10 protein-coding genes are annotated in these 13,150 nt (G+C 66.7%); 3 read left to right on the top strand and 7 right to left on the bottom strand.

From position 1 onward, the window contains the following. Position 1 precedes the first annotated feature (1 nt). A complete protein-coding gene (locus C6A77_RS03860; protein ID WP_114168095.1) occupies positions 2 to 1,408 on the top strand; it encodes an adenosylmethionine--8-amino-7-oxononanoate transaminase in 1,407 nt (468 codons plus the stop codon). 130 nt (positions 1,409 to 1,538) lie between these two features. Beyond that, positions 1,539 to 2,258 (top strand): 16S rRNA (uracil(1498)-N(3))-methyltransferase, encoded by a 720-nt coding sequence (locus tag C6A77_RS03870; RefSeq protein WP_114168097.1) that lies wholly within the window; start codon positions 1,539 to 1,541, stop codon positions 2,256 to 2,258. Here C6A77_RS03870 and C6A77_RS03875 read toward each other — a convergent pair whose 3' ends face one another. From C6A77_RS03875 to C6A77_RS03905, 7 genes are all read right to left on the bottom strand, one after another. Next, positions 2,259 to 2,876: a hemolysin III family protein gene (locus C6A77_RS03875; RefSeq protein ID WP_114168098.1), complete on the bottom strand. Its 618-nt coding sequence runs from the start codon at positions 2,874 to 2,876 to the stop codon at positions 2,259 to 2,261. It abuts the gene before it with no gap. A 157-nt stretch (positions 2,877 to 3,033) separates the two neighbouring features. Continuing rightward, the gene (locus C6A77_RS03880) at positions 3,034 to 3,507 is read right to left on the bottom strand and encodes a chemotaxis protein CheW (RefSeq protein WP_114168099.1); all 474 of its coding nucleotides are present in this window, start codon (positions 3,505 to 3,507) and stop codon (positions 3,034 to 3,036) included. Further along, a complete protein-coding gene (locus C6A77_RS03885) occupies positions 3,500 to 8,452 on the bottom strand; it encodes an Hpt domain-containing protein (protein WP_114168100.1) in 4,953 nt (1,650 codons plus the stop codon). The genes C6A77_RS03880 and C6A77_RS03885 overlap by 8 nt, the downstream gene beginning before the upstream one ends. A 9-nt stretch (positions 8,453 to 8,461) precedes the next feature. Then, a complete protein-coding gene (locus C6A77_RS03890) occupies positions 8,462 to 10,489 on the bottom strand; it encodes a methyl-accepting chemotaxis protein (RefSeq protein WP_241507383.1) in 2,028 nt (675 codons plus the stop codon). Positions 10,490 to 10,530: 41 nt separating this feature from the next. Then, positions 10,531 to 11,085, bottom strand: coding sequence for a chemotaxis protein CheW (locus tag C6A77_RS03895; protein ID WP_114168102.1), 555 nt, complete (start codon positions 11,083 to 11,085; stop codon positions 10,531 to 10,533). Next, a complete protein-coding gene (gene pilH, locus C6A77_RS03900) occupies positions 11,082 to 11,447 on the bottom strand; it encodes a twitching motility response regulator PilH (protein ID WP_012274551.1) in 366 nt (121 codons plus the stop codon). Before pilH ends, C6A77_RS03895 begins: the two co-directional genes overlap by 4 nt. A 46-nt stretch (positions 11,448 to 11,493) precedes the next feature. Next, complete coding sequence (locus tag C6A77_RS03905) at positions 11,494 to 11,895, bottom strand: response regulator (RefSeq protein ID WP_114168103.1); 402 nt, start codon at positions 11,893 to 11,895, stop codon at positions 11,494 to 11,496. 246 nt (positions 11,896 to 12,141) lie between these two features. Here C6A77_RS03905 and gshB point away from each other — a divergent pair, with 246 nt between their 5' ends. Beyond that, positions 12,142 to 13,095 carry a glutathione synthase gene (gshB, locus tag C6A77_RS03910; RefSeq protein ID WP_114168104.1) on the top strand — a complete coding sequence of 318 codons (954 nt, stop codon included), beginning with the start codon at positions 12,142 to 12,144 and terminating at the stop codon, positions 13,093 to 13,095. Positions 13,096 to 13,150 lie beyond the last annotated feature (55 nt).

The raw sequence follows: 13,150 nt of genomic DNA on the forward strand, positions 1-13,150 counted from the left end.
CATGGGCCTCAATGATCAGTGGATGCAACGCGACCTCAAGGTCCTGTGGCACCCCTGCACGCAGATGAAAGACCACGAGCAGCTGCCGCTGATCCCGATCAGGCGCGGCGAAGGCGTGTGGCTGGAAGACTTCGAAGGCAAGCGCTACCTGGATGCGGTGAGCAGCTGGTGGGTCAACGTGTTCGGCCACGCCAACCCGCGCATCAACCAGCGCATCAAGGACCAGGTCGACCAGCTGGAGCACGTGATCCTGGCCGGTTTCAGCCACCAGCCGGTAATCGAGCTGTCCGAGCGCCTGGTGGCCATGACCCCGGCCGGCCTCGACCGGGTGTTCTATGCCGACAACGGCTCGTCGTGCATCGAAGTAGCGCTGAAGATGAGCTTCCACTACTGGCAGAACGTCGGCAAACCAGGCAAGAAGCGCTTCGTCACGCTGACCAACAGCTACCACGGCGAAACCATCGCGGCCATGTCGGTCGGCGATGTGCCGCTGTTCACCGAAACCTACAAGGCGCTGCTGCTCGACACCCTCAAGGTGCCCAGCCCCGACTGCTACCTGCGGCCCGAGGGCATGAGCTGGGAAGCGCATTCGCGCAACATGTTCCAGGCCATGGAGCAGACCCTGGCCGAGCACCACGCCTCGATCAGCGCGGTGATCGTCGAACCGCTGATCCAGGGCGCCGGTGGCATGCGCATGTACCACCCGGTGTACCTCAAGCTGCTGCGCGAGGCCTGCGACCGCTACGAGGTGCACCTGATCCACGACGAGATTGCCGTGGGCTTCGGCCGCACCGGCACGATGTTCGCCTGCGAGCAGGCCGGTATCCGCCCGGATTTCCTCTGCCTGTCCAAGGCCCTGACCGGTGGCTACCTGCCGCTGGCCGCGTGCCTGACCACCGACAAGGTGTACCAGGCGTTCTACGACGACTACCCAACGCTGCGTGCGTTCCTGCACTCGCACAGCTACACCGGCAACCCGCTGGCGTGCGCCGCGGCGCTGGCGACCCTGGACATCTTCGCCCAGGACAACGTGATCGAGGCCAACAAGGCGCTGGCCACGCGCATGGCCAGTGCCACCGCGCACCTGGCCGAGCACCCGCATGTCGCCGAGATTCGCCAGACCGGCATGGCCCTGGCCATCGAAATGGTCCAGGACAAGGCTGGCAAGGTTGCCTACCCGTGGCAGGAGCGGCGCGGCCTGAAAGTGTTCGAGCACGCCCTGAGCCGTGGCGCGCTGTTGCGACCGCTGGGTAGCGTGGTGTATTTCCTGCCGCCTTACGTGATCACACCGGAACAGATCGACTTCCTTGCCGAAGTGGCCAGCGAAGGCATCGACATCGCCACCCGCGACAGCGTCAGCGTGGCGGTACCGGCCGACTTCCACCCCGACTTCCGCGACCCGGGCTAGGCCCGCCAGCCCACCACTGAACCCTGTGGGAGCGGGTTCACCCGCGAATGCGTCGGTGAGCCCACCATCGCATTCGCGGGTAAACCCGCTCCCACAGGGTCATCTGATCCCTTTTTGTCCGAGCTGAACCATGAGACTGTCCCGCTTCTTCATCGATGCCCCCCTTAGCCTTGGCGAGCATGACCTGCCCGAGGCCCAGGCCCACTACATCGGCCGCGTGCTGCGCATGGCCGCCGGCGACGCCGTGCAGCTGTTCGACGGCAGCGGCCAGGAATACCGCGGCCAGTTGCTCGAAGTGGGCAAGAAAACCGTTCGCGTCAGCCTCGACCAGGCCCTCGCCGGCCAGGCCGACTCACCCCTGCATGTCCACCTCGGCCAGGGCCTGTCCCGCGGCGAGCGCATGGACTGGGCGATCCAGAAGGCCACCGAACTGGGCGCCAACGAAATCACCCCGATCGTCAGCGAACGCTGCGAAGTACGGCTGAAGGATGAACGCGCCGACAAGCGCCTGGCGCACTGGCGCCAGGTGGCGATCAGCGCCTGCGAGCAATGTGGCCGCTCGACCTTGCCGGTCATCCACCCGCCCATGACCTTGGCCGAATGGCTGAGCAGCGCCAGTGCCGAGCTGAAGCTGGTCCTGCACCCGGTCGCCGAAGCGCTGACCAGCCACGCCAGGCCGGCCTCTCTGGCTTTCCTCATCGGCCCCGAAGGCGGCCTGAGCGAGGCAGAGGTCGAGCAGGCCAAGGCCGCCGGTTTCCACGCCGCGCGCCTTGGCCCACGGGTGCTGCGCACCGAGACCGCGCCGGTGGTGGCGCTGGCGGTGGCCCAGCAACTGTGGGGCGACTTCTGACTAGCGCACGTACAACGACACCGCCACGAAGTGCATGAGGCTGCCGGCGATCACGAACAGGTGCCAGATGCCATGCCAATGGCGGAAGCGGCTGTCGAAGGCGAAGAAGATGATGCCGACGGTGTAGAACACGCCGCCGGCGGCCAGCCAGGCAAAGCCGGCGCTGCCCAGTGAGTGCAGCAACGGCTTGACTGCCACCAGCACGATCCAGCCCATCACGGCATAGATGATGATCGACAGGACCCGTGCTTCCGAGCGCGGCTTGATCTCTTGCAGCATGCCGATCACCGCCAGCCCCCAGACCACCCCGAACAGGCTCCAGCCCCACGGCCCGCGCAGGCTGACCAGGCAGAACGGGGTATAGCTGCCGGCGATCAGCAGGTAGATCGACAGGTGATCGAGCTTGCGCATGATCACCTTGGCCCGCCCGCGGGTGCTGTGGTACAGGGTGGAAATGCTGTACAGCAACAGCAGGGTGCCGCCGTAGATGGAGAAACTGACGATCTTCCACGGGTCGCCTTGCAAGCCCGCGGCCACGATCAGCCAGATGGCACCGATACAGGCCAGGACGGCACCGACCAGGTGGGTCCAGGCATTGAAACGTTCACCGTAATACATGCAAACACAGACCTCCTGAGGTGGGCTGGGTTCCTGATTTGATGCTGATGGCCTCTTCGCGGGCACGCCCGCTCCCACAGGTAGGGCACATCCCTCAAGCATTGTGGGATCCCTGTGGGAGCGGGTTCACCCGCGAAAGCGCCCTGTGCTTCACATCCTAGCCAGGCTCAGGTTGCAATTGCGCGTCACGCACCAGCCGTTCCAGCCCGACCAGGTCCGGCACCCGTGCCACTTGTTCGCCCACCTGCACCGCCGCCAGCTCCAGCCGCCCCAGCGCCACATCCACGTAGTTCAGCTGGCTGTCGAGCTTGCACGAGCGCGGAATGTCCTGCAGCAACAGCGCCAGGTAACGCAACCCGGTATCCCCCAAGGCATTCAGCACCACCACGCGCGCGCGCTCGCCGCACGGGGTCTCGCCACCACACGCCGCCTCGAAACCGATCAGCGGCAGGCGCTGCTGGCGCCAGTCGATCCAGCCCAGGTGCCAGGCCGGCTCCCCGCGCTGGCACACCAGGTTGCGCTGGCCACTCAATTCCGCCACCGCGACATTGGGCAACACCAGGGTACGGTCGCCCAACGGCAGCAACAGCCCGGTCAGGCTGCTGCGCTGGCCGCCGATCAGTTCAAGCATGGGTCTGGCTCCAGTGGGCAATGCTCTGCAACAGGACCGACTCCTGGTATGGCTTGCCCAGGTATTCGTTGACACCGATGGCCATGGCACGATCACGGTGCTTCTGCCCGGTGCGCGAGGTGATCATGATGATCGGCAGGTCTTTCAGGCGCGGGTCACGGCGGATGCGCGTGGCTACCTCGAAGCCGTCCATGCGCGGCATCTCGATGTCCAGCAGCAACACATCGGGGCGATGCTCCTCCAGCTGGGCCATGGCGTCGACACCGTCCTTGGCCGTCAGCACGCTCATGCCGTGACGTTCCAGCAGGCGGCTGGTGACCTTGCGCACGGTCACCGAGTCGTCCACCACCATCACCAGCAACGCCCGCCGGGGTGCCGGGCCGAGCATCTGGCGCTGCCCCGCAGCGCCGCCCGGCAGGCGCGCCAGGCGCCGCTGCTGGCCGCGCAACTGGCCCGGCAGGTCGAGAATCAGCACCACCCGGCCATCGCCCAGCAGCGTCGCCCCCGACAACCCGGCAACCGCAGCAAATTGCGGCCCCAGGCTCTTCACCACGATCTCGCGGCTCGGCGACAGGCTGTCGGCCTGGATGGCGAACGACTGCTCCTGGGAATGCACCAGCAACACCGGCAGCGGCACGCTCTGCCCGAGCAAGGCCGGGCGCGGCAGGCCCTGCAGCAGTTCACCCAGGTAACGCAGCTCGTATTCGTGGCCAGCGTACCGGTAACGCGGCGTGTCCAGTTGATAACAGGCGGCAAGTTCCGCGGGCGGCACCCGCACGATACCCTCGATGGTGTTCAGCGGAATGGCGTACTGCTCTTCGCCCAGGTGCACCATCAGGGCACGGTTGACCGACACGGTAAACGGCAGGCGGATGAGGAAGCGCGCGCCCTTGCCCTGAGCCGACTCGATACTCATCGAGCCACCGAGCTGCTTGACCTCCTCGTGCACCACATCCATGCCCAGCCCGCGCCCGGAAATCTGGGTGATCTTCTCGGCCGTGGAAAAGCCCGGGCGCAGGATGAACTGGAGGATTTCGTGGTCGCTCAACTGCGCCTGCGGGTCCAGCAGGCCGCGCTTGATGGCCTTGCGGCGCACCGCTTCCAGGGGCACGCCAGCACCGTCATCGGTCATCTCGATGACAATATCGGCGCCTTCGTGCAGCAGGTTCAGGTGAATGGTGCCCTGCTCGGGCTTACCGGCGGCCAGGCGCATTTCGCGGCTTTCCAGGCCGTGATCGACGGCGTTGCGCAGCATGTGTTCCAGCGGTGCCACCATGCGTTCGAGCACGCTGCGGTCCAGTTCGCCCTCGGCATTGCCGACCACCAGCTCGACCTGCTTGCCCAGCTCGCTGGCCACCTGTCGCACCACCCGCTGCAAGCGGGGGACCAGGCGTTCGAATGGCACCATCAGGGTCGCGGTCAGGCCTTCCTGCAACTGGCTGTTCACGCGCGCCTGCTGCTGCAGCAGGCCATAGGCTTCCTGGGCGCGCTGGGCCAGGGTTTCCTTGAGGTCGAGCAGGTCGGAGGCCGACTCGAACAGGGCCCGCGAGAGCTGCTGCAGCTGCGAGTGGCGGTCCATTTCCAGCGGGTCGAAGTCCTCGTAGGCATCGCCTTCGAGCTGCTGGCGGCTGGACATCCGCCCCTGGGTCTCGATGTCCAGGCGCAGCAATTGGTCGCGCATGCGCTCGAGGGTGGTCTCCATCTCGTTGAGGGTGAACTGCGCATCGTTGACCTGCTGCTCGATGCGGCCACGGATGATCGAATGCTCGCCTGCCAGGTTGCCCAGGTCGTCGAGCAACTCGGCATCGACCTTGACCATGTCGCCAGGCACCCGCTCCGGCGCTGCCGTCGGCGCCTCGCTGGCGGCCGCACCAAGCGGGCCCTGGCCGGCCGCGCTGTCAGTCAGCGCCGCGCTGCTGAAGTTGCGGATGTAGTCGATCAGCGCCGTGGCAGCATGCAGCGGCTGGCCCAGGCGCACGGCATCGAGCATGTGCGCCAGGCGGTCGTGGCAGTTCTGCAACAGGGCGAACAGCGGCGCACTGGGCGGCAGGCGGCCGGCAGCCAGCAGCTCGTAGAGAAACTCCAGTTCGTGGGCCAGGTCGCCGATCGGCGCAATTTCGACCATGCGCGCCACCCCCTTGAGGGTGTGCAGGTCGCGCATCAGGTTGTCCACCTCGACGCTGTTGCGCGGATCGGCCTGCCAGCGCGCCAGTGCGGCGGCGGCACTCTCGACGATGTCCGAGCTTTCTTCGAGGAACACTTCCAGCAGTTCTTCGCCGGGGCTTTCCGGTTCGTCGATCAGCGGCTCGGCCAGGCCAGGCAGCAATGGCTGGTGCGCCGGCCCAAGGCCAAGGGTATCGGCCAGGTCCATGTCCGGGTGCAGCGGCGTGACCGTGTCGATGCCTACCAGGCCGGTGGCCTCGGGTGCCAGGGCCTGGCCCAGCAGGTTGCGCAGGCTGTCGACCAGCTCTGGCCTGGGCGGGACGTCCTGCCCGGCCGCCACTTCGTCGAGCATGTCCAGCAGGGCTTCCTGGGCCCGCTGCGCGTGGGCGAAGAAGCGCGCATCGGCAGGCAGGCTGCCCTCCTCCACGGCACCGTAGAGGTCGAGCAGGGCTTCGCAAACATCGTCCATCTGCCACAGTTCGGCCAGGTGCGCAGCGTGGCCCAGGCTGGTCAGCTCGTCGAGCAGGCTGTCCAGCGCATCGCGCTGGCCGGGCTGCTGCTGCCAGCGCGACAGCAACGATTCGGCATCGAGGAGAATATCCATGGCCTGGGCGAGAAAACTGGCGGTCAGCTGCGGGTCGCGCTTGCCGCGCCGCGCGGGGTGCGCGTCGTCATGCAAGCCGGCCAGGCGCTCGTCCACCGCCTGCCCCACCTGCTCGATGAGTTCCGCCGCGCCCGGGATTGCTGCCAGCGGCGCGCTGTCGAGTTGCGCCAGGCCCAGGTGAAACAACGAGCCTGCGGTTTCCAGCCATTCGATCTCGGCCATTTGCAGGGGCAACTGGTGGCCTTTGTATTCACGGGCCAGGCGGTCGAAGGCGGTGGCCAGCTCCGCCAGCGGCATCACCCCGGCCATGGCGGCGCTGCCCTTGAGCGTATGCAGGGCACGCTGCAGGCCATCGCTGACCGGCGTGTCGGGGCCGTCCGCGCCCTGCAGGAAGGCGTCCAGGCTGGCCAGGTGGCCCTGCGCCTCGCTACGGAAGATTTCCAGCAGTTGCGGGTCGAGGCCGTCGATATCGGCCGCCTGCGGGGCATCGTTTTCGGCCAGGGCATGCAGGTGCCCGGCCAGTTGTTCGATTTCCGTCAGTTGCGGCAGCTGGCCGGCGGCAAAGTCGGCCAGCAGGTCGGGCAGGTGCACGAACACCTGCTGCAGCGCCACCACGCCTTGTGCGCCGAGCACGCTGCGCCCGCCGAGCACCCGGTTGAGCAGGTGCTCGGCGCCCCAGGCCAGCTCCGCCACCGCTTCGGCATGCACCATGCGGCCGCTGCCTTTTAGCGTATGCAGCGCGCGGCGCACCTCGCCCAGGGCCTCGCGCTGCTGGTTGTCGGCACGCCAGCGCAGCCAGTGGCGCTCGATTTCCGGCAGCAATTCGCCGGCCTCCTCGAGAAACACTTCGCGCAATTCATCATCGATGCCGTCGACGCTGGCAGCCTGGCCGGCACTGGCCTCCAGCACTGCGCAATGCACGCCCAGTGCGGCCAGGCTGGCGCGGGCCATGTCGATGAAGGGTTGGCCATCGGCCAAGGGGTCGGCAACCCGCCATTGCAGGTAGCATTCGGCGGCGCTCAGGGCGTCGGCCAGGTGCGTCAGCTCATCGGCTGGCGGCTCTACCTCCAGGTGCTGCAGCCAGCGCTGCACGTAGCTGGCGCAACCGGCAAACAGCTCGGCCACGCTCGGCAGCATCAACATCACCAGCGCCCCGCGAACCTGTTGCAACAGGCCAGGCAGCGGTTGCAGGCGCTGCCGTGGCCAGCCGGATTCCAGGCAATCGCCGATCAGGTCCTTGGCTTGCTGCAACACACTCAGCGATTCGCTCAACACCAGTTGGCGAATCTCGGCCAGGTCCGAGCCGGGCAAGCCGCCCTGGCCATTTTCTTCCAGCGGGCCGACCATGCCATTGAGGGTGGCCTCCACGTACAGCAACGCCCCGGCCACATCCATCAACACCGCGTCGTCCACCGCGCGCTCGCCCTCGGCCAGGGCCTGCAACGCCAGCACCTGGTCAATGATCACCCGGCGTGGCTGCTGGAAACCCAGCACCGCCAGGGTGTCGGCCACGTGGCGCAACGGTGCCAGCAGGGCATCGAGCTGCTCGCTGTGCTGGCGATCGCCGCGCACGAACTGGTCGAGGCGCTCCTTGATGCGCATCAGGTCGTCGCACAATGCGCTCACCACCGAGCGCAGGGCATCCCGGCCCGGCCCGGCCTGCAACTGCTCGCGCCAGTTGCCCAGCGACAGGTCGAGGTTGGCCAGGTCGTCGGCACCGGCAAAGCGCTGCGTGGCGCCGCTGATCAGGCTGGCCTGGGCCAGTGGCTCCTCGCCACGGCAGGCACGCAGTTGGTTGAGCAATGGCAGCATCACCAGCGGCAAGTCGTGGCGGGCCCCACGCAGCCGCTCCAGGTACGACGGCAACTGCTCCAGGCCGCGAAACAATGCGCCCAGGCAATCGCCACGCGGGCTGACCTGGCCATCGGCCAGGGCCTTGGCGAACAGCTCCAGCTCCTCGGCCAGGCGTGTCGCACCGCGCAGTTCGAGCATGCGCAGGCAGCCGTGCACCTGGTGCAGGTTGTCGACCACGAACGCCAGCATCGACAGGTCGCCCGGCTCGCCGGCAAAGCGCTCCAGGGCCTGACGCGCCTGGCCCAGGCAGTCGAGGATGGCGGCCTTGGTCCAGGCCAGCGCCACGGTGTCGTGGCGCTCGGGGCTTGCTGCGACTACAGCCATGGACATTCCTCAGCGCGGCTCTTCGGTTGGCGATGGCAGGGTGAACCCGGACACCGAGCGACGCATTTCGCTGGCCATGCGCGCCAGGTGGCGAATGCTGTCGGCGGTGGCGCTGGAGCCGGCGGAGGTCTGCGCGGTGATCTGCTGGATCACCGCCATGGTGTGGGAAATCTGCCCGGCAGACGAGGTCTGCAACTGGGCGGCGTCGGAAATGCTGTGAATCAGGTCGGCGAGGTTCTGCGACACCCCTTCGATCTCGGCCAGCGCCACCCCGGCATCCTGGGCCAGGCGGGCACCGCGCACCACTTCGGCGGTGGTTTGCTCCATCGAGATCACCGCCTCGTTGGTGTCGGCCTGGATGGTACGCACCAGCGCTTCGATCTGCCGGGTGGCCGACGACGAACGTTCGGCCAGGCGCTGGACCTCGTCGGCGACCACGGCAAAACCGCGGCCGGCTTCACCGGCCAGCGAGGCCTGGATCGCCGCGTTGAGGGCAAGAATGTTGGTCTGGTCGGCAATGTCGTCGATCAGGCTGACGATGTCGCCAATCTCCTGGGAAGACTCGCCCAGGCGCTTGATCCGCTTGGCGGTGTCCTGGATCTGCTCGCGAATGTTGTCCATGCCGTTGATGGTGTTGTGCACCACCTCGTTGCCCTTGTTGGCAATCGCCACCGAGCGTTCGGCGACCTTGGCCGATTCGTAGGCATGCGCCGACACCCGGTCGATCGACTCGACCATGTCGCCGACCGCCTCGGATGCTTCGCTGATCTGCTCGGCCTGGTGCTCGGAGGCCTTGGCCAGCTGGCGCGCGGTGTTCTGGGTGTCCTGCACGGCGGCAGCGACCTGCACGGCGCTGTGGTTGATGGTGGCGACCAGGTCACGCAACTGGTCCACCGAATAGTTGATCGAGTCGGCAATCGCGCCGGTGAAGTCTTCGGTCACCGATACGGTCACGGTCAGGTCGCCATCGGCCAGCTCTTCGATTTCGTCGAGCAGGCGCATGATTGCCTGCTGGTTGCGCTCGTTCTTTTCCGCCGTCTCGCGCAGCTGGCGGTTGGTGGTGCGCACCATGACCAGGCCGATGAGGATGATCGAGGCCAGCGCCAGCAGGCCCAGGGCATAGCCGCCGACGGTGTCGAGGGTGCGCCCGCCGGCCAGGTTCTCGAACCCGTTGGCCAGGTGCGAAGCCTCGTCGAGCAAGGTTTGCGACAGGCTGAAGATGTTGCCTGCGGCTTCGCGCACACGGAACAGTTCGGGCGAGGTTTCGAGAATTTCATCCACCGAGCCTGCAACGAACTGGAACAGTTCGGCAATTTCCGCCAGGCGCGCGCGGGCGTCGGCGTCCTCGACGCGGGTCACCTGGATCGCCGCGTTGCCACTGAGCATGCCCTCCAGCACCTGGCCGAAGCGCCCGGCATCGCGGCCAAAGGCGTCGGCCGCCTGGGCGGCGCTGTCATCCCCGGCCAGCACGGTGTTGACCGAGCCGAGAATGCGCTCGGCGAGCAGCAACTGGCGCTGGGCCACCGCCACCTGGTTGGCCGGGGCGCCGCTCTGCAGCAAGATCTCGACCACTTTCTCGTATTCCACCTGCAACTGCGGCACGGTCTCGGCCAGGGTCGCCGCCACCTGGTGCAGCGACAGCACGGTCTGCTCGCTGGCCAGGATGGTGTCGGTGTTCTTGCGCAGGTTTTCCCAGTCGCGGCGGACCGCTTCCATCTCGTCACGCACCGTGGGCGGCGCAGGCGGCAGACCGGTGGAGCGGTCGCCCTCGCGCAGGTAGCCCCAGCGCCGTTCGAAATCGTTGCGCGCATCCGACAGCAGCTTGAATGCCAGGGCCTTGCCGGTGGCCGCTTCGGTGGCGTTCTTGGCGATGCGTTGCGACAGCACGCGCAGCTCGCCGGCGTGGCCGATGTACTGCTTGTCGTAGTTCGATTGGGTGTTCAGGTAGGCGAAGTTGGCGAACAGCAGGATGATCGACAGGATCAGGATCAGAAACAGCACGGTGATCTGCGCGATGCTGCGGGTACGTGGTGTCACGCTGGTAACAGGGGTGGCAGGCTTGTTCACGTTCGCAGGTCCTATAACGCCACATCGAGAAAGCCCGGCGCCTGGGCCAGGGCGAAGGGGCTGAAGATCGCCCAGTTGCGTTCACGCGGGAAATGCCCCTGCACGAAGGGGGCGGCGGCGCGGATCAGCGGTTCCGGCGGCGACAGTTGCAGGCTGTCCAGGGCAAAGTGCTGCAGACCCAGTACCTCGTCCACCAGCAGGCCGACGAACAGGTCCTCGTGGTCCAGCACCAGCACCCGCCGCTGCTTGCCCGGGGCGACATGGCCCAGGCCGAAGAAGCTGCTCAGGTCCATCACCGGCAACAGCCTGCCGCGCAGGTTGGCCACCCCGCAAACCCAAGGCTGCACACCGGGAACACGGCTGCTGCGGGGTTCGCGCAGCACCTCGGCGACCTCGCCCATGGGCGCGACGAACCACTGCCCGGCAATGCGAAAGCCGATGCCGCTCCACTGTTGCAGGCGGTTGTCCTGCGGCGGCTGGTCGGCGACCAGCAGGCGGCAACGCCGGTCGATGTCCAGCAACAACTCGAAGGCGGTCAGCGACGCGCCCTGCGGGCGGGTGGTCAAGCGCCAAGCACTTCTTTGAGCTTGGCGATCAGCGCGTCCTCTTCCACCGGCTTGGTCAGGAAGTCACGGGCGCCCTGGCGCGTGGCCCAGATACGGTCGGTTTCCTGGTCCTTGGTGGTGACCACGATCACCGGGATGGCGCTGGTTTCCGGGTCCTTGCTGAGCTGGCGGGTGGCCTGAAAGCCGTTCATGCCAGGCATGACGATGTCCATCAGCACCGCGTCGGGCTTGTCCTGCCGGGCCAGGGCCACACCATCGGCACCGTTGCTGGCCTTGAGCACCTGGTAGCCGTGCTTTTCCAGCCACTCGGTCAATCGGTACATCTCTGTCGGCGAGTCGTCGACAATCAGAACTCGGGCCATGCTGGTTCCCCATCAGGAAAGAAGATCGTGCCATGGCGGGGCACGGTCAGGGTGCGTGTTGTTGGGCTGCGGCAAAACCGGGCACATGGGCGCGGATCGCCTCGAGCAGTTCTTCCTTGCTGAACGGCTTGGTCAGGAACTGGTCGGAACCGACCACCCGACCGCGGGCCTTGTCGAACAGGCCATCGCGTGACGACAGCAGGATGACCGGGGTGTCCTTGAAGGCACTGTTGTGCTTGATCACCGCGCAGGTCTGGTAACCGTCCAGGCGCGGCATCAGCACATCGACGAAAATGATGCTGGGCTGGTGGTCGACGATCTTGGCCAGGGCATCGAAGCCATCACTGGCCGTGATCACCTCGCAGCCCGCTTCACCGAGCAACATCTGCGCGGTGCGGCGGATCGTGCGCGAATCGTCGATCACCATCACCTTCAGGGGTTGTTCCATCTGTTGGGCTACCATTTGCCGAAATTCTGGGGGCCGCTGCGCGCCCCTTTCGCGACACAAGGCCGCTCCCACAAAGATCGCGCGCCCCTCAGGGCCTGTCGTGCAGCCTCGTGACTGGCATTTTTAGCACACTCCGGGTGCCCGTTCCATCTGCCGCGCCCCTTGACCGGCGGCGTTCACGGCGCCACCCTGAGCCACTTTTCTTTCGATCCACCGCGGCCACGCGCCGCCAAGAGGAACCACCCCATGAGCGTTCGCCTCGGCATTGTCATGGACCCCATCGCGTCCATCTCCTACAAGAAGGACAGCTCGCTGGCCATGCTGCTGGCCGCTCAGGCACGCGGCTGGAGCCTGTTCTACATGGAGCAGCGCGACCTGTACCTGGGGGCCGGCCAGGCCCGTGCGCAGATGCGCCCGCTGAAAGTGTTCGCCGACCCGGCCCGCTGGTTCGAGCTGGGCGAAGAGCAGGACAGCGCGCTGGCCGAGCTGGATGTGGTGCTGATGCGCAAGGACCCGCCGTTCGACATGGAGTTCGTCTACAGCACCTACCTGCTGGAGCAGGCCGAGCGCGAAGGCGTGCTGGTCGTCAACCGCCCGCAGAGCCTGCGCGACTGCAACGAAAAACTGTTCGCCACCCAGTTCCCGCAGTGCATGGCACCGACCCTGGTCAGCCGCCGCGTGGACATTCTGCGCGAGTTCGCCAACAGCCGCGGTGATGTGATCCTCAAGCCGCTGGACGGCATGGGCGGCGCCTCGGTGTTCCGCCACCGCAAGGACGACCCGAACCTGTCGGTGATCCTCGAAACCCTGACCCAGCACGGCAACCAGCAGATCATGGCCCAGGAATACCTGCCGCAGATCGTCGATGGCGACAAGCGCATCCTGATGATCGACGGCGAGCCGGTCGACTACTGCCTGGCGCGCATCCCGGCCAGCGGCGAGACCCGCGGCAACCTGGCCGCTGGCGGCCGTGGCGAGGCCCGCCCGTTGACCGAGCGCGACCGCTGGATCGCCGCCCAGGTCGGCCCGACCCTGCGCGAGAAGGGCCTGCTGTTCGTGGGCCTGGACGTGATCGGCGACTACCTCACCGAAATCAACGTCACCAGCCCCACCTGCATCCGCGAGATCGACGCTGCCTACAACACCGATATCGGCGGGCAACTGATGGATGCCATTGATCGCCAGCTGAAGACGCGCTGACCGCCGACGCACGGCAACTACCCAGAGTGGGGTATGATGCGGGTCCTTATTGCCT

The organism is Pseudomonas sp. AFG_SD02_1510_Pfu_092 (assembly GCF_003331055.1).
Classification (GTDB): Bacteria; Pseudomonadota; Gammaproteobacteria; order Pseudomonadales; family Pseudomonadaceae; genus Aquipseudomonas.

What these genes read in the sequence shown, in the direction of transcription:
- C6A77_RS03885 (WP_114168100.1), bottom strand. Translation starts at nt 8,452, where the DNA reads ATGGCTGTAGTCGCAGCAAGCCCCGAGCGCCACGACACCGTGGCGCTG.
- C6A77_RS03880 (WP_114168099.1), bottom strand. Translation starts at nt 3,507, where the DNA reads ATGCTTGAACTGATCGGCGGCCAGCGCAGCAGCCTGACCGGGCTGTTG.
- gshB (WP_114168104.1), top strand. Translation starts at nt 12,142, where the DNA reads ATGAGCGTTCGCCTCGGCATTGTCATGGACCCCATCGCGTCCATCTCC.
- C6A77_RS03870 (WP_114168097.1), top strand. Translation starts at nt 1,539, where the DNA reads ATGAGACTGTCCCGCTTCTTCATCGATGCCCCCCTTAGCCTTGGCGAG.
- pilH (WP_012274551.1), bottom strand. Translation starts at nt 11,447, where the DNA reads ATGGCCCGAGTTCTGATTGTCGACGACTCGCCGACAGAGATGTACCGA.
- C6A77_RS03860 (WP_114168095.1), top strand. Translation starts at nt 2, where the DNA reads ATGGGCCTCAATGATCAGTGGATGCAACGCGACCTCAAGGTCCTGTGG.
- C6A77_RS03905 (WP_114168103.1), bottom strand. Translation starts at nt 11,895, where the DNA reads ATGGAACAACCCCTGAAGGTGATGGTGATCGACGATTCGCGCACGATC.
- C6A77_RS03875 (WP_114168098.1), bottom strand. Translation starts at nt 2,876, where the DNA reads ATGTATTACGGTGAACGTTTCAATGCCTGGACCCACCTGGTCGGTGCC.